Source organism: Burkholderia sp. Ax-1719 (assembly GCF_011753055.1).
Classification (GTDB): Bacteria; Pseudomonadota; Gammaproteobacteria; order Burkholderiales; family Burkholderiaceae; genus Paraburkholderia.
The window spans coordinates 1036775-1053887 of record NZ_VWWJ01000001.1 but is presented as its reverse complement, the minus strand read 5'-3'; the positions used below and the strand labels follow the sequence as shown (position 1 = coordinate 1053887).

The following is a 17113-nucleotide window of genomic DNA, read 5'->3' as shown; positions in this document are numbered from 1 at the left end:
TCTTACACCTGCCGCCTCAGGGGAGGGAACACTGGGTTGTTGCGCACTCTTCCCTCCTCAAATAATTTCCAGACAATCCCAATATTAAAAAAGCTAACACACTCTCGTAAGAGAGCGTAGCCATCGAATGTTGTCTATCTATTCACAAGATTTTTTAAAATCTCACCCCAACGCGTGTTGCGTCGCCTGCTTGACATCACTCCTCCAGAAAAACGAGAGAGAAATCGTGATGTTGTGCGACAGCCCGACAGATGTATTTCAAAGACGACACCGCGCCGGCGATGGACCACGCAGTGCTCCTACGCATCATATACATGACGCAGCGAATTCTGAGCAATGGCCGTCAGAGCACGCGGCAACGCGCCCCGAGCGACGAGACCTTCCACATAACCAATGCCAAAACGCCGCCACCGACAGCGACCGCAAAAATCAAAGTGCGTAAGAACGGCACTAGCCAAGATCAGCGAGTGTATGAAAAACGCTAGCAGGGCCGCCACGGAGGCATTCGCGCCAGCGAGCGCGGCTACCTCGCAGGGACATTGTGTGGCGCCGAAATTTTTCGCTCAAAGACACGAACTTTGCGTTACGTGTTTGGAACTCAGGCCAGCCGGCGTGAAACTGCGTCGCAGCCTCACGCGAGCGGCCTCGCGATCAATTGCACAGAGAAACTTGCTGACTACCCGTTGAGGTGGGTCTGCATGTGAAACGCCTTCTGGCTCAAGTTCGCCCGTGAGAACCGATAGCGCATGTACGCTGCAATATCGTCCTCGTGAGAGGACAGCAACAACTGCCGGTCACGAAGCTCACAACGCAAAAGATCAGTCAATGAGGCGACGTTGATATCGTCCAGGGACTGGGCCGGATCATCGATCAGAACGAAAGGGGTCTTCGAATACACCCGGTTGAGCGCCAGGAAGAAGGCCAAGCTCAATGCCGAAATCTGCCCAGAGCTCATAGACAGAGTTGCATCATGCTCGGACCGATCCGCCGTTGAGAACTGCAGTTTGGTGCCCTCACCTCGTTCAATAAACAGCCCGAGTCCTCGCTGGTAGTTCTGGATCAGTCGGCCACTATATATGTGGAAAGTAAGTTCGATATCCGCAATAGTCTTCCCCGAGTAGCGACGCTCCGTTTCGCTCAGCACGCTCTTCAATGTTCGAATGCGAGTTCGCGCGGCGGTCCTCGCTTCTTTTAAAGCGCCTTTCTCCGAAAGTTGTCGCTTTGCGACCTGCAGAGCGGCGTTTTGACTAACCCGGTAAGCGTAAGCTAGAAATTCGAGCTTCGAGACCAAGCGTTGAGTCTCAATCGCATAGAACCCGTCGAAAGGGGCAAATGCCTCTGAGATCGTGGCTTCCCAGTTCAGCGGTGGATTGTCTCCTTCGATGGCTTTTTGTGCCCTCACTTGTTGAATGAGGGAGGCCTTTCTGGCCGACAGTACATCTTCGTCGGTGACAAAATCTGCTTCATAGCTGACATTGAGCTCCTCTAGACGGCCGTTAAGCCTGCGAACGTTGTCGAACGACTCCTTTGAGGCCTCGAGCTCTTCCAGTAGCCTCTTGTCGAAGCCCTTCTCTAGCCCCTGCTGCTCTTCCGTCAGGCGATTGCGAATCGGAATCACGTGTTCTTCAAGCGTCGCGATTGCTTCTGCCAACTGCTTCGCTAGCACCTCGAGCTCCTTACCAAAAGCTGAGCCTGCGACTTCAAAGGCGTTGCGAAGCTGCTCTGCTGTCTCCCAGTCATGCCCGCACATCGGACAGGTCGCGCTGTGCTCGTCCGTTACCTTCGCATGAGCGTCAGCCAAGCTTTGTCGTGCTGTGACTAAAGCTGCGAGCGCGGTATTCAACTCTTTCGCTCTTGAGGTGACCGCATCGCGGGTTGCGATCGTTACGCCAACTGCAGCATCAAGTGTCACACCTTTTGACGTAACGAAAGCTACATCCTCGGCGCTGAAGCTCTTTGCTTCCTTCCTCAACCGCGCCAGAATCAAGCCTAGACTAGCGATGCGTCCGCTTTTTTCCTTCAGCGCATCGTACTGGTCAATATGCTTGCCTATGCTTACTGCCAGCGAGAACAGCCCGCCCTCTCTCTCTATATATTGCTCGATCTTACGATTCTTGACCCGCTTGCGAATTTCCTCGCGTGCCTGCGGCTCAGAACACGCCAGCAAGATATTTACCTTCTCGGTCAAGTCGAGAAAACGCTGCTTGTCTACCGCCGGAAAAGGCGTCTTCGAGTCCCAGTCAGGTGGCGGACTTCTGCTTGCGAGAGACGCGTGTTCTATCGTCTCCATACCCTCGGGTAGCGCCTCAAATTCATTGACAGTCTTCTTCAATCGCTCGACCTCAGCCTCCTCAGTCGGTGAGTTAATCAAGGTTGAGAGCTTACGCTCGATTCTGTTGCAATACTCGATTCTATCGTTAATGTCGCCACAATCGATGAGTGACTCCAGAACGCCTTTTCGATCGACCGTTGAACTGCCAAAAATAAATTGATTTTCGCCTTGATGCAAGTAATTTAGCATCGAGTAATTTTTGGAGAAATTTTCACCAAAAATCTCATCGAAATAATTTCCCGGCAGTTCTGTCGAGAAATCGATAGAGTCAAAGGTTTCCAGTGAACACAACTTGAAAATATCGAATTTATCAGCGCGATTATTTGAAGGCAGGCTAAGCTTCTCAGGTAATGCAAATCTTGCAAATACAGGTCGGAAACCTGTATCCAAATCGACGAATTCAACCTTGATAAACAAGGTTTCTTTTCCCTTCTTGGTGTTCCAATACAGATTATCGTCGTACTTGACCTGCTTCTTCAGCATCACGGTGCTAAACAATCGACTCAGGCGTTCGATTCGCCCCGTGAGCAACAGCTCAATAGCGTCAAAAACGGAAGTCTTGCCGTAACCATTCGGCCCCTCAAGCGTTATGAGAGAGTTTGCTTCGAAATCAAGGTCGCTGAATGAGAACGCCTTAAACCCCTGAATTTGAATTCTTGATATTTTCCAGTTCTTCATTGACCATTCTCTCTACGAATGCTTCTAATCCATCGTCCATTGGCGCCTCTGACAGTGACCTCCAAAGTCCAGTCAGGTTTGCTTTTTGAACCGCCTCATCCAACTGCACGGAAATGGGAACGAACTCTCGTTCCGCCCTTGGCAGAGCCAGAAATGGCATTTTTATGAAAATACGAGAAACCAGACCATAGAGCGACGGAGAATTAGGACTTTCTTTATACTTTGAAAATTCTTCCTGATCTTCGAGAATTGATGGAAGATCGATAGATTCTTTCTTCTCGATAAGCTCTTTTTCTTGTTTTGAAATGCAAAGAAAATATTTTTTGAAATGATAGGGATCTTCTTCATACGAAAGAATGATCGACTCCAGCTCGTCATATCCGGATAAGTCAGCGAGCGAGTGAATCACAACCAAGTCGCAATTTTTTCGAAATGCAAGGTGAGAACTAAATCTCTCGGGGATTTTTTCAAATATTTTCTTGTGCAAATCATCGATGGATGGAAGTGATTCCAGACGAGCTAGAATCAAAAATCGATGCCCCTCCTTCTCCTTCTCGTAGAACGAGTAAGATTCGTCATCAAGAATATGCGAAAAATCAGCGTTAACGATTGCGTCGTGAAGCAGTTCTTCGATCATTTCAACTCCTCTTGAGCGACATCCGAAGATACGATACGCATTCCGATTGTTTTCACAATGTTAAAGCGCTCCATGTCTTCGATGTCCATCTGGGTAACTCGCTCTCTCGACTCCTCGACAACCATATCGGGAACATTGCCGATCGCAATGAAATTTTCAAATTCGAACAAAAGATTTACTAGTTGTGAATTTTTTTGAATTTGCTTTACGAGGTTCGTTTTAAATGAACTTGCTCGCTGCTTTTCAAGACGAATTCCTGTAGGAAGGTATCTTGACGACGCCTTGCTGTAGTGAGGTATATCGTCAAAAATCATCTTGCAGAGAATATGCATCACGACGTCGGCGTAGTTCTGGTAATGATCTGATGACGTTGCCTCTTCAGGGACATGCGGATTAAGCGAGATCAGGACTTTCTTGAGCGCCTTGTTCTCGAGGGAGTAGATGAAGTCAAAAGCAGCTTGCACGCGCTCGATCCCTTCCTCAGAAAAGGAATCTTCAACAAGAACATACTGCTCTAGTGTCTTCGCAAAATCAGCCTTTAGCTTCAGCAGAATGTACTCTTCGTCCTCGCTATCCCGGAATTCCCTTTCAACAAGGGACTTGATTTGCTCGCTGGAAATCCTGTGGGTATAGGCAGCGACAGCTTCGCGCTGTCCTGCATGAACCCTGGAATGAATCTTGATCACCTGAGATGAGATCATCTCAGAGAGTGCACAATACTTCTTTTCGAGCAAGATATTGGTCTCTGGCAGCCCATGCTTTTTAAGGTAGTCAGCTATCTTCTTCTTGGTCAATTCCTCGATATCCTCGAGGGGGCAATGTTTTAGTGTTCCATACGTGTAGAACGTCACGAGACCGCCACCCGTGACCTGGTGGTCGGAATCGTTATCAATCGGTCGAGCGATGTGGAAAAATCTTTTTGTTTCCGCCGTGCAATCAGTGTCGACAAGGCTGGATTTGTTCAGCGCTTTGACAAAGGCCGAACGATAGATGTCGTTTTTCGCCTTAACCTGATGGGCTGAGATTACTTTGTTGTCAACGTAGATCGCAAAATCATCGGTACTGTCAAGCTGTAGTTCAAAGCTTGAGACCGTTTTGTTGTTGAAACAACCGTCCAACAACAACGTGATCGAATGCAAAAGTGCTACTTTCCCCTGATATACGAAACCGCCCCAGGAAGATATCGCGCTCGCGGGGATAATGCTTGCGTTGGTCATGTTTTTATGATTGCGGTTACACCGACTCGGATTTCGGTCGCACCATCTGAGTATACAAGTTCCTAACAATCGCTGGGAGCATCTAACGCTCCAGCTATCAGGGACTAGGCAATGCCGTAGGTCGACAAATGCTGCAGGCTCGGGAATCAGGCGATGTATCGCTCGTGGTTCTATGCGTTGCGCATCAGAACTATGCGGCGTCGCCCTTCGCCCGAGAACGGCCCACAAGTCTATGTAGAGTTGAAAGTCTCTCACAACTCTTCATGCAGCTACCAATACCGATCGAATTTCCCATAAACGGCTACCTGTGTTGCACCTAGCAGAGAATCTCGTTAGTGGCTCTCCATCAAGCTCGCGCAGCAGTTGCAGTCAGGTTGTCGTCGTTGATCTCAATAGACGACAAAAGCAACGCGCGATCGGCGTCGAATGACGGCATGTGCCGACAATGACATCGGCGTTCAGGATAGCGCGATTAACACGGCACACGAGCGAATTCAGGATCAAGCTGGCACGGTCCTCGCGAGTCAGATGCCAAGAATATCTACAAACGTAGATTTGCGTCGGCGCCCACGTTCTGACGCAAATCTACGATATCCCATGGTTGACCACCTTCGCTAGCCGGAGTCGGTACGACTTTATTCCACCGCGAGCCGAACGACCGTAACGCTGAATCTGCGGGGTAAGCCGCTCCATCGGAACCGGTGCGCTACGGGGGGTATGCAGACACACATTGTTCCGGTGGCGGTACGGCGCACCTGCACTGTGACTCTCGTCTGTTCCCCACAGCGTGGCTGAACGATTAAAGCCCCCCCTTCCTGATCACTTCACAACTGGCAAGCTGCAACGGAGGTCGACCATCATTTTTTGGACAATTTCTCGAAAGTGGCCGTGAGACCTTTGGCCGGGCCCAAAGCCTAAGAGAGTTACGCTACCGTTCAAGCGGATAATGTTCCGATCAGAAAACACCAATGACCAGAATTGACGTGCGACCGCTTTGCCATCTACCGATTCGTTCACGAGAAAAAACGTCAGCCGTCCGACAAGATCGCCGTTTTCAAGGTTGACAAAATCCAGTGGTGCTACGACATCACCAAATGGTGTTCCGAACTTGACCGGGCAATCTTCCGTCTCATGCCACGAGACTAACGAATCCTGGAAGTCTTCGTGCGAAACAAAATGCTTCAGGATCCGCCGCAACTCCGCAGCGGCGTTTACTAGCGAATTCGCATCATTAACGAGTTGTTGATAGTTTAACTCTTCTTCAAACGAAATGACTGCCATTTTGCCCTCCTTGTCAGGCAAGCAATTGTGACTAAATTAGTTGTTGACGACAAGTGCATTGATCGATGTTAAGTTTCCTGTCTTGGGCTGAGAAAAAAACCCTCGTCGTCGTATACAATCCGCTCACGATACAAGAGGATCCACTATGACAGCCGGCATTACTATTTACGCCCGAAATGAAAAAGACCTTGAACTATTCTCCTTTCGGGAGTCGGATTTGGTCGAGGGAATTATGAGTACCAAGCGCACTGTTGCAGGGACACTTTACGTGCCAGGCGAATTGGGAAAGGATTTCTTTCTGATGCCGCTTACAGGCGAGCAGCCAATCGATGCAACGAGCAGCCCTCCGCTGCAGCTCTCGTGGACTGAAGGCGACGCTGGAGGCATATCTACGTGGACTGCTGACGAAGCAATGGAAAAGACTCGCGCCACGAATCAAGCCGATAAACCGGTCTTCATTTTCGTAGCCGCTAGTTTGTGAGTCTAGCCCATTAGACTTGACGAGGCGTGCACGGAACCCCAGTGAGAGGAACATCGCTCCTTCCGCTGAACGGTTTACGTGCATACTGCTGGAGTTCTCTCAGAATCGAAGTACTCTGCTGCACTTGCTACATCTGGTTTGCGCCGACTGACCATGTGAACAGCGGCGCCGACCTTATCTGCCAACTGCCTTAGCCGTCACACCGCCACGCTCGCTATCTGCTGAGTCTCAAGCTGCACGAGAGACCATCCGCGAACGTATCAGTATGCGCCGGTTGCTGCTGCGGACAATAGTTTGAGCAGCTCAGAACTCTTCACGCCGTAGCCCAAACCGATGTTGGTATCCGTCTGATCTCTTTTCTTTCTAGAGCTGTGGATTACTCCGATGAGAGAGAAAGATACCGGCGCGTCGTCAGCTTTCACGAAAACCGGACTTCCGCTGGAACCATTCCAAATTTGCGCATCAAGGAGAAAATCTGGTTTGCCATCGAAATCAACATAAGGCAGACTTGCCAGAACTCCGGTCCGAAGTACTGGCAGGTTATGCATCCTATCATGGACGCTGTCAGGATATCCAACAAAAAGGACCTGCTGACCAGGGTGTAACTTGGAAGCTTTCCAATCCAACATTGCTCGCTGCGTTAAAGGAGCCAATACAATATCATCGCGCTCGAGCAAATTTGTGCAACGAATACAAGCGAGATCAATCTCCGGGTCTTTGGGGGCAAAGTAATTACCTATCCAATCCAAATTAACCGATACAGGATTATTGAAATCAATCCAAACACTTGACTTTGTATTTTTTAACTCAAAACCTTGCCCTTCCGGGGCTTTTCTGTGCAGCAAAACACCATACTGGAATGTTTGATTATTTTCCAGAACGTGGCGATTCGAAACCAGAAAGAGTTCGTTGTCGCCATTTTCTCCCATCCAGTACACAAAGAACCCAGTCCCCGTCCATCGCCTACCCTGCGCTTGCGAATGAGCTCTGATCATCGTCGTGTTAAAAAGCGCACCTTCCTGCCACGATTGAGGCATGATCTGCTTTCCTTTAGTTTGTCGAAGTTTGACTACTGAGAAATTTCCATGCCTTCAAGTGTGACATGGTCGCCCTAAGAGAAAAATCGGCCCCCCCCCGCCACTTTATACCACTTACCCCTGCTTTTTTAACAAATGCTACAAAGAAGCAGAGCGAAAAAGTGGTAAGCAAAAATCGATGAATGACCTCGTATGCGATTAACATAATTGCATACGACGTCGCACCAAGTTTTTATGCAAAATGAATAAGTCATGCTTTTAAATTTCGCGAAGTTACCAAGCAACTTCCACTATTTATTCATTTCTCATTAAATTCGTAGCTGAACGAGAAAACTGCAGGAATTATGCGATTTCGCTCAGCCATCCGTGATGCACACGAAGCAGATCGCATTGAATGCGGCTCTCCTCGGCGATAGGCGCCTCTATCGCTGTTTTCGGGAGCGCAGTCTGAATTCTCGGCAGCGACGACCACGGCTCCACCGGGGGCAATTTCAATACGACGCGTTTCAACCCGAATCGTCATGTACTCGGCATGTCACAAAACGAGTCGCAGGTCCGGCAAGAGGCGTAGCTCGGCACCGCTCGATGCCAACAAACACTTGCGTAAAAAATGGAATGCCCGCCGAATTTAGCGGGCCCACTTTACTCGACGGCTTACTCAGCGAAACAAAGAAGAATCGGAGAAAACGTCATAGGTGGAAACGGAGTTGGGTTGCCGGGCCATCTGCATGAGATTCCAGCAGCGCTGATATCGGTGACTTCCATGACCGGGCCTCCCGACTTCAAAACAACGGTGCTCCCTCGCTTGGCCCCCTCGATAGGCAACCGCGAAATCGACTCCGCTCCCGGATAGAGCTCTAAAACATCCCAATCGGACTGAAAAGGAAGGAAATTTCCGACCGCATCGAAATAGCAGCAATGTACAGTTGGAAAACTTCGTGCTTTCTGAACTACGCGCCCAGCCGTCAACGCCCAAGTTGGATCTTGAGGAAATCTGCCATGTCGGATTCGATCCGGCCTTATTCTTACTACGCCACCGATCAATTCTTTGTTTAAGTCTTTGACGACTTCCTCTAAACGTCGCATAGGTCGTTCCTTATCAAAACGCTGTCAGATGCGCCAGATTTGCGGCGCGATTGACAAATTACAAATCGGCACGAACTGCGCAAGCGAGGCTCTCTGTCGTAGCAACGTGCTTCCTGATTATGACGTACAAGCTAGTTGTCTGCTCAACTGATGTCGTTTACCTTTTGATTCGTAAGCGTTGCAAGGATGCCTCCGAGCTTGCAGTCTGGTCTGTAACGAAGGCGTCAATCAATCGTCCATTTCAGGCGCATAAGCTTAGTTGGGACGCAACGAATTTCTCGCCTTCGCAACTTGGCTTGTTTCTACCGGATCCGCATGATTCGACCAGCCGCTACGAACAAAGGTCGCAAGGGCTGCGATTTCCTCATCACTGAGACGGCTCGCAAACCCGGGCATAGGAAGGACGGAAGGCGCTTTTTCTGTAGAGGGTGTCTGCGCACCCTTGAGGATGACGTTGAGCAAACCATCGGGATCCGTTGCGTTTACGACCGTGGCTCCATCGAGATGCGGAAACACACGCGGCGCGCCTTTGCCGTTGACGAAGTGACACGCACTGCAATTGTCCACATAAAGGCGCTCGCCGAGAGTCAGGTTTTGAGCCGCAGTGAGCTTTGCCGTTGTCGTAATCGCGCCCTTCGGTAGCTGGGCAGACGCCGCGCCTTGAGCGTCTGCATTCGGCAGCGTCTTCAGAAAAGCGGCAATCGCGTTGAGATCAACTTCGCTCAAGTGGGAAGTACTGTTGTAGACGACAGACGTCATCTCGCCCGCCACCGCAGACCGGGAAGTGCGCCCTGTCTGGAGGTAGTCAACAATATCCTGCTGACTCCATCCAGGCATTCCACGCAGCGCTGGGGTATCCCAGCCGTTCAGATTGCCGCCAGCAAGGAAGTGCGCATTACTGGTGTCAAGCGCCTTCTCGTTCATGCCAAAACCTCGAGGCGTATGGCAGCTACCACAATGGCCCAGACTCTCGACAAGATATGCGCCCCGACGTACCTGCTCACTCGCCCCGTCCGGCCCCTGGAAAGGGGTATCCGATGTGAACATCCAGTTCCAGAGCGCCATGCCCCAACGCAGGTTGAACGGGAAACTCAGATCAGTCACAGGCGCAGGATTATCGACCGGCGTCACACCCTGCATGAAGTAGGTATAGAGCGCGTGGATATCCGCGTCCGTAATCTTCGAGTAGGACGGGTAAGGCATAGCCGGGTACAGATGCGAGCCATCTGCACGGATACCCCGACGCACTGCTGCAGCGAACTGCTGCTCGGTATAGCTGCCAATGCCGTCCTTCTTGCTCGGCGTGATGTTGGTGGAGTAGATCGTCCCAATGTTGCTCATCAATGGCAACCCACCCGTATAGGGCTTACGTCCTGTCGCGCTGTGACACGCCATGCAGTCGCCCACGTGAGCGAGATACGCGCCCTGTTTGATGAGCTCGTTCGTTGCCCCCTGCGAAAGCAACGCGTTGCCATCCCGCGCCTTTGCAAGGGAAGCGCCAAGCGCCACCGTCGTCATGAGCGCAGCGGCCGTCAATGTCTTGTTGAAGTTCATGGCGATCATGCGTGCACGAGAGGGCCGGGGTTTTTGAGATACTGATCCTTGATAGCGCGAGCAGCGAATAGCGTGATCGCACCAATGGTCGCGGTCGGATTGGCCTGAAAGTTCTGCGGAAAGGCATTGCCACCGGGAACGAACACGTTGTGCACATCCCAACTCTGCAGATAACGGTTCAGCGCGCTCGTTTGCGGCGAATCGCCCATCACCGCGCCGCCGACGTTGTGCGTCGAGACGTATTTGGTGATGTCCCAGTGCGAATCCATCGAGAGGAAGCTTTCCGAGTAGCTGTCCGGATTCAGTTCCTTCGTGACATCGAGCACAATCTTGCGCAGATGCTGCTGCAGCTTGAGTTCGTTTTGCTTCCAGTCGAAGGTGATGCGCAACAGCGGTTGGCCCCACGGATCCTTGTAGGTTGGGTCGAGATCGAGGAAGTGATCGCGATACGACATACAGCTCGTCGTAACTCCGATTTTCATGGAGTGGCCGTACCAGTCCTGCATACCTTCCTTCCAACCCTTACCCCACGCTGGGGTGCCATGCGGCAACGCGGTACCAATCGGTGCGCCGGTAGATTGAGCGCTCTGGATCTTCGCGCCGCCAATAATGCCCAACGACGGGCCGTCGTAGTTGCCCGGTGAAATGTCGTTGAACAGTTGGCCAGTCGCGCCAGCCGTGGCGAACGGATTGAAGTGCTTGTCCTTGAAAAAAAGCGTAGCACCGCCATTGCTCAAGAACGCATAGTTGCGGCCCACCACCCCTTTACCGCTCACAGGGTCATAAGGCTTGCCAATGCCGGAGAGCAGCATCAGCCGGACGTTGACGAACTGGAAGCCCGCCAGCACGACGATTTTTGCAGGCTGGAATACCTCGTTGCCATGCCCATCAGCGTATGTCACGCCCTTCGCGGTCTTGCCGTCGGCATGCATATCTACACGGAGCACATTCGCATTTACGCGGTACGAGAAGTTGTCCATGCGCTTTAGCGCATCAAGCACCGCTGTCTGCGGCGACGCCTTCGAAAAATTCAGACACGGATATTTACTGCAGTAACCACAGTAGTTACACGGTGCAATCTGGTTTCCGTACGGATTCGTCCAGGCGCGCGAGACATTCGCGGACGGATTCGGGAACGGGTGATAACCGAGCTTGCGCGCTGCGTCGGCGAACATCGTGTTGTTCAGCGTGTCCTCAAGCGGCGGCAAAGGGACCGGGTTCGATCGCGGTCCCTCGAAAGGGTCACCGCCCTCGATGATCTTGCCGCGCAGATTGCCGGTATTGGCCGAGAGACCGCAGACCTTGTCGAAGAAGTCGTAGTACGGTTCGATCTCGTCCCAAGTGAACGGAAAGTCCTGCACCTGCATTCCCGCTTCGAGCTGGCCTTTCTTGTAAGCCCGATCGGCGTAGGTCTTGAGCTTGAGGTCGGTCGGTGTCGGGCGCATCAATACACCGGTCCAGTGCAGGCCAGAACCACCGACGCCGGTGCCAGGCACGAAAGCGCCCCACTTGCGCGTGGGCAGCGCCGTGTCCTGTGCCGAATGTCGCACGGTGAGTGCGCCGTCTCGCGGTGTCACCATGATCTTGTTGCGCACGCCATAGGCGTATTGATCGGCCGGCTTCGGATACGCGAAGTCGGCATTGCTGCGGTCCTCCCCGCGCTCGAGCGCGCGCACTTTGAGCCCCGCCTGCGCGAGTTCAATGCTCATGAGCGAGCCGGCCCAGCCCAGTCCGACGACGACGACGTCGACTGCGTCATTGGTTATTTTTGCCACGGTGTGCCTCGTTGATTCTGAATACGCGGTGTGTTGCGCATCTATTGGCGCAACAGGTCGGCGCCTAAGCGCGAAGCCCTTTCAGGCTCACGGGCCCGAGCGGATACTTCACGTTGTGCTGCGCGACCCATTCGAGGAAGCTCGCCCGGGCTCCGGGAAAACCAATGGCAATCCAGGCCTTCATGCCTTTATTGCCGCCATACATCGGATCTGAGAGATAGCCGTTCTTAGAGTCGGACATCATTTCGCCGAAGAACTGGCCGGCCTTGAGCGCGTTTTCGCCGCCGTCGGCAAAGTGGATATCGTTGTCCTGCAGCGCCTTCAGAACGACGTCCTGGGTGGCAGCGTCGAGTTCGCTGAACCGCTTGTGATACTTCTGGCGGCAATACGCGTCGGTCAGCTTGATGCCGCGCTGATAGATCTGCTGCGGCGTGTAGGGCAGTTGATAGCCCAGTTCCTTCGGCGCCTGCGTATTGAACGGCCCTTGCAGATAGATCTCGTGGCCGAAATCACCATGCATCTGCTGGTCGATGAAGACCGGCACGTTGGTCTCCAACGCACCTGGACCTCGCCCGCCAGCGGGTATCAGGCGATCGCAAGCTGCGAGCATGAACGACCACTCGTCCCCAGTGAAGAAGACTGGGCGGTACGTCCTCAAATCAGGTGCGGCCATCTCTGCGGCGTCAGCGGCGCTTAGGGAGCTGTCGAACACCCTCAAAGCTGGGAGTGCAAGAACGGCTGACAGTAGAAATTTACGTCTGGAGAGGGAGATGTCTGACGACATGTATCGAATTTATTCAGCTAGCGCGAGAGGACGAAAATGCCCTAGAAGGCTTGCTATCGCGCGAAACTGGGCTTAGCCACAAGGCGACAGTCATCCATCTAGTGGATTTGGAGCGCGACGATATCATAAAGTTGTCGGACATGAGTGACACCAAAAAGAACGTTGGACGCCACCCGCTGGATCCGGCGCGCATCGGCAAATCAAGCCAAAAATCTGGGAATCCACGATAAACAGGCGCCTCCAGCGCAAACCGAACGCACGAAATTTCTCTGATTTCTTCGGATTTGAGCGCCAAAGGACGAACTGGAGTGCCTCCTGTTCCAATATGGAGGCACTGGAGACTCAAACAACGTGGTGGAAGGCGACGCATCCGCCGGCAGGTGCGCAAACACCCCCTGCACTTTACGGGCGTCGTCGCGGCTTACCGCACTCAACGGCAAGTTGCCGCCGACGATCTCGCGTAGCAGCCTGCCCGGCTGCCGCGAGGAGGTCGCGCGCTTGATGTACATACTCGCCGCACGTCACTTCGCTAGGAGGTGTCAAACGAGCGAGATCGGGTTTGCAGCAGCAAACACTAAAGCCGCACAAATCTGACCACGGCGTTTAAAAAGAGGTTCTACACCCGATATCGGACTGGAGATATCGGATGCAACTCTTATCAATTGGTAAAGCCGCCGCGCAGCTGGGCGTGGCCGTCGGGACACTGCGTCGCTGGCATCGGCAGGGGCGGCTTGCGCCTGCAGGGCGCACGCCTGGCGGACATCGGCGCTATGAGCGCGAGTCGATCCTCTCCAGTATTGGGCATACACTGGAGTCGACCGGCAAGACCGTCTGCTATGCCAGGGTCTCCTCCCATGACCAGGCCGAGCAGCTGAAGACGCAGGCTGCCCGCCTGGAGAAGCATTGTGCCGATGCTAGCTTCACCAATATTGAAGTTATTACCGACCTGGGCAGTGGCCTGAATTACCGGAAGAAGGGGCTGCAGCGACTTTTATTTGAGATCCTGCGGGGCCGCGTAGCCCGTCTGGTGGTCGTAACGAAAGACCGGTTGCTACGTTTCGGTAGTGAACTGCTCTTTCGCATCTGCGAATTCTTCCACGTCGAAGTAGTTGTCCTGGACGCGGCACCGGATGCGAGCCGTGAGCAGCAGCTCACCGAAGATCTGGTTGAGATCCTGACCGTTTTCTCTTCGCGCCTGTACGGCTCGCGAAGCCGCAAGAACCTGCGGGCGCTGGCCAGTTGATGCAGTCGACCACGCAGACCCGGCTGACGCTGGCCAAGGCTGATGCGGAGTTACTTGACCAGGTAGCGGCGCTGTACGGCACGATGAAGCGCAAGCTCTACGCGCGCATGGCTGCGCACGGCGGTAACGCAAAGTCCCACAAGACAGCCTTCTGTCGGGAGCACGGCATTTCCGCGCGCATGTTCAATGCGATGGCCATCGAGCTTCAGGGACTCATCGATGGCACGCGTGAACTCCTCAAGGAGGAACGTCGAAGTCTGCAGGGTGGCATCGGGCGGCTCGAGCGGCAATATCGCACGCGCAAAACCCAGCTTGACGAGATAGCCGCCGACCGCCTGCGCCTGAAGCCGCTGCGTGAAGCGAAGCTGCGCCGCACGGTCCATCAGAATACCTGCCGGCTCGAACGGTTGAACGCGCGGCTTACAAAGGTCGAGCAGCGGCTCGAGGCCAACGTGCCCGGGATCTGCTTCGGCACCCGCAAGCTGTTCGGGCAGCAGCACCATCTCAAACTCGCGGGCTTCAGCAATCGTGAAGCGTGGCTGCGCGAATGGCAGTCGAGCCGCTCGCATCAGGTGTTCTTCGTTGGCTCAAAGGACGAGACGGCCGGCAACCAGCTCTGCCAGCTCCAGAAAGCGACCGATGGCACGTACACGTTGAAGATTCGTTTGCCGGACCGGCTGCTTGCCGCCGGCGAGGCAAAGTCCCTCATCATTGCCGATGTCACGTTCGGCTACGACCGGGAGGCGCTGGATGCGGCACTTGAAGCCGGTATCGCCCTGAGCTGGCGCCTGCACCGCGATGAGCGTGGCTGGCGTGCATTCGTGTCGTTCAACTACCTGCCAGCGCAAACCGTCTCGCTGGATGCGAAGTACGGCGCCGTTGGCCTCGACTTCAATGTCGACCATCTGGCGGTGACGGAAACCGATGCATTCGGCAACCTGTTGTATACGAAGCGGCTGCCGCTGCTGCGCGAGGATGCCAGCTCGGGACAACGCAACGCGGTGCTCTCCGATGCATTGAGTATCGCGGTGGCGTGGGCGAAGGACGCCCGCAAACCCGTCGTCGCGGAAGATCTGGACTTCACCGCAAAGAAGAAGGCGATGGCCCAGCTCAGTCCGAAAGGCGCGCGGATGCTCTCCGGGCTGCTCTACGCAAAATACCGGCAACTGCTCGAGGCAAAATGCTTCCGGGCAGGTGTCGAACTGATCAAAATTAATCCAGCCTACACGTCGACCATCGGTGCAGTGAAGTACGCATCGCGACGGGGCTGGAGTGTGCATGCTGCTGCGGCGGGCGTCATTGCCCGTCGCGGGCAGAAGTTGACTGAACGTGCGCCGCGCGTCGGCACGGTGATCCGTGTTCCGGTGCGAGGTGGTCATCACGCCCTCGAGCTACCTGCAAGGAAAGGCCAGGAATCGCGTGAGGCTGTCTGGCGCAAGGTTCACACAGCGTACAGAGGTGTGGTGCGTGAGCGTTGGCTCGCCACCCGGGGCGGCCTGCCGCGCCGGAGTGCGAAAGGCACCCATGGTAGCGGCGCACGCGCCGCGCCCCTCAGCAGGGACAACCGTTTGCCCTGCGAAATCAAACTGCGTGAGCAGATTTGTGCACGTTAAAACAAACGGTCGGCTTCCAGAGGGCTTCGCCCGTGGCGCGTCAACGCGGCTCGAACCAGGTGCGGGCAATCTGCTGAAGCACGCCGCGCACAACCTCCTCGACAGGCGACGCAACGGCGTCAGCGACTTTGGTCGCGGCAGCAAACCGATGAGGGCTTTTTTCGCTACTGCCAACGACCACTCTGCGAACATTCGCTATGATTCTTGGTCACCACAAACGCTATTTAGCACTTTCGAAATAGAGGAACGATGGCAAACGCCCTTGACATGGCCGCGTTACCAAATCTCCCGGATCTGTCTGGCACGCTGAAGAACACCCTGGAATTTCAGAGATTGCACCTTGATTCGGTACAGCGGATAAACAGCGCGCGTAAGCAGTTTGAGGAGCTACTCCGACCGTCCATCGCCATTCAACGCCAGTTCGAGGCGGTGACTGCGGCGTCTGTTCAGGCGCAGAAGAACTTTGAAAAGTTGATCGCCCCGATGAATCAGTTGCGGTTGCAGATCGACCAAATTGGCGGTCCTATTGCCGAGATACAAAAGCGCATGGAGGAGACCAAGCGTTTGTACGTGGGCTACGATGTGTCAGCCCGATATGTGAAGCAAATTCGCGAAATGGCGGATTTTGTGAACAGGCACCACCTGGATGCTGCGTTGACGTCTGGGCTCTCCGACAATATTCGCAAGATGGGGCAGTTGCCGACTACCCTTGCGAGCCTTAGAGTGTTTGGTGAAGAGCACACGCGCTATATCGAGCGATTGCGTGTGCAGATTAACAATCTGGCCGTCAGTCCCGAGCTTGCCCGTACCTGGAGTAACGCCACAGCAGATTTAGCCACTGCGAGCGGGGAAGATAGCAACTCCGAGATCAACGAGTTTTCATCCTCACTTGGGCGCACCAAGACGCTAGCCGAAGCGGCAGAGGTCTTGCTCCACTATGCGGCAGGACCAGCGACCAAAGTCGCCCACATCGCGTGGCAACTGCTGTGGACAATATTAATCGGTTGGTTCATAAACCAGTTGCCAGGTGTAGCCGAGCTTGAAGAGAAATTCGGGCTAACCCATAGGGAAGCGGTAAAGGCCGTGCGCGCGTCGCCGCCCTTGGACCTTACGGAGGATCAACGGGAGTCACTCCGTTTTGTATGCGCGCCCATATTGAGCGCGCATATCTCCCCCAAACAAAGGTCCAAAATTCGCGCGCGCTTGTCTTTCGGAACTCACGTGGTCGTTGACCAACGTATCGGGGACTGGGTCCACGCGATATATCGAGACCCATTGACTGGCGATGAAGACGAGGGGTGGCTTCTTGCCCGTTACGTTAGCAAATTTAACAGGTAATGATTCTGTGAGGGCGGGACTATCAGTGGTGAGGGGACCGTTTTGGACTCTACCGGC

The 17113-nt window shown here is 53.8% G+C and carries 12 protein-coding genes; 4 read left to right on the top strand and 8 right to left on the bottom strand.

From position 1 onward, the window contains the following. Positions 1–676 precede the first annotated feature (676 nt). The 4 genes from F3J17_RS04525 to F3J17_RS04510 all read right to left on the bottom strand — a co-directional run bounded on the left by F3J17_RS04525 (position 677) and on the right by F3J17_RS04510 (position 6145). Positions 677–3010, bottom strand: a complete 2334-nt coding sequence (locus F3J17_RS04525; protein WP_167054147.1) for an AAA family ATPase — start codon at positions 3008–3010, stop codon at positions 677–679. After that, positions 2967–3647 (bottom strand): hypothetical protein, encoded by a 681-nt coding sequence (locus tag F3J17_RS04520; protein ID WP_167054145.1) that lies wholly within the window; start codon positions 3645–3647, stop codon positions 2967–2969. The genes F3J17_RS04525 and F3J17_RS04520 overlap by 44 nt, the downstream gene beginning before the upstream one ends. After that, positions 3644–4864, bottom strand: a complete 1221-nt coding sequence (locus tag F3J17_RS04515; protein ID WP_167054143.1) for an ABC-three component system protein — start codon at positions 4862–4864, stop codon at positions 3644–3646. The genes F3J17_RS04520 and F3J17_RS04515 overlap by 4 nt, the downstream gene beginning before the upstream one ends. An 819-nt stretch (positions 4865–5683) precedes the next feature. Then, a complete protein-coding gene (locus tag F3J17_RS04510; RefSeq protein ID WP_167054141.1) occupies positions 5684–6145 on the bottom strand; it encodes a hypothetical protein in 462 nt (153 codons plus the stop codon). A gap of 145 nt (positions 6146–6290) precedes the next feature. Here F3J17_RS04510 and F3J17_RS04505 point away from each other — a divergent pair, with 145 nt between their 5' ends. Next, a complete protein-coding gene (locus tag F3J17_RS04505) occupies positions 6291–6626 on the top strand; it encodes a hypothetical protein (RefSeq protein WP_167054139.1) in 336 nt (111 codons plus the stop codon). 260 nt (positions 6627–6886) lie between these two features. Here the strand turns inward: F3J17_RS04505 and F3J17_RS04500 are convergent, their stop codons facing one another. The 4 genes from F3J17_RS04500 to F3J17_RS04485 form a co-directional block, all read right to left on the bottom strand. Next, positions 6887–7663: a serine protease gene (locus F3J17_RS04500; RefSeq protein WP_167054137.1), complete on the bottom strand. Its 777-nt coding sequence runs from the start codon at positions 7661–7663 to the stop codon at positions 6887–6889. Positions 7664–9004: 1341 nt separating this feature from the next. Continuing rightward, positions 9005–10312, bottom strand: a complete 1308-nt coding sequence (locus F3J17_RS04495; RefSeq protein WP_240160757.1) for a cytochrome c — start codon at positions 10310–10312, stop codon at positions 9005–9007. After that, positions 10309–12078, bottom strand: coding sequence for a GMC family oxidoreductase (locus F3J17_RS04490; RefSeq protein WP_167054135.1), 1770 nt, complete (start codon positions 12076–12078; stop codon positions 10309–10311). Before F3J17_RS04490 ends, F3J17_RS04495 begins: the two co-directional genes overlap by 4 nt. A gap of 64 nt (positions 12079–12142) precedes the next feature. Continuing rightward, a complete protein-coding gene (locus F3J17_RS04485; protein WP_240160756.1) occupies positions 12143–12751 on the bottom strand; it encodes a gluconate 2-dehydrogenase subunit 3 family protein in 609 nt (202 codons plus the stop codon). 757 nt (positions 12752–13508) lie between these two features. On the opposite strand from F3J17_RS04485, the gene F3J17_RS04480 reads away from it, so the two are divergent. The 3 genes from F3J17_RS04480 (at position 13509) to F3J17_RS04470 (ending at position 17056) form a co-directional block, all read left to right on the top strand. Continuing rightward, the gene (locus tag F3J17_RS04480; RefSeq protein ID WP_167054131.1) at positions 13509–14105 is read left to right on the top strand and encodes an IS607 family transposase; all 597 of its coding nucleotides are present in this window, start codon (positions 13509–13511) and stop codon (positions 14103–14105) included. Beyond that, positions 14105–15718, top strand: coding sequence for a transposase (locus F3J17_RS04475; protein ID WP_167054129.1), 1614 nt, complete (start codon positions 14105–14107; stop codon positions 15716–15718). Before F3J17_RS04480 ends, F3J17_RS04475 begins: the two co-directional genes overlap by 1 nt. 249 nt (positions 15719–15967) lie before the next feature. Then, complete coding sequence (locus F3J17_RS04470) at positions 15968–17056, top strand: hypothetical protein (protein WP_167054127.1); 1089 nt, start codon at positions 15968–15970, stop codon at positions 17054–17056. Positions 17057–17113: the final 57 nt, after the last annotated feature.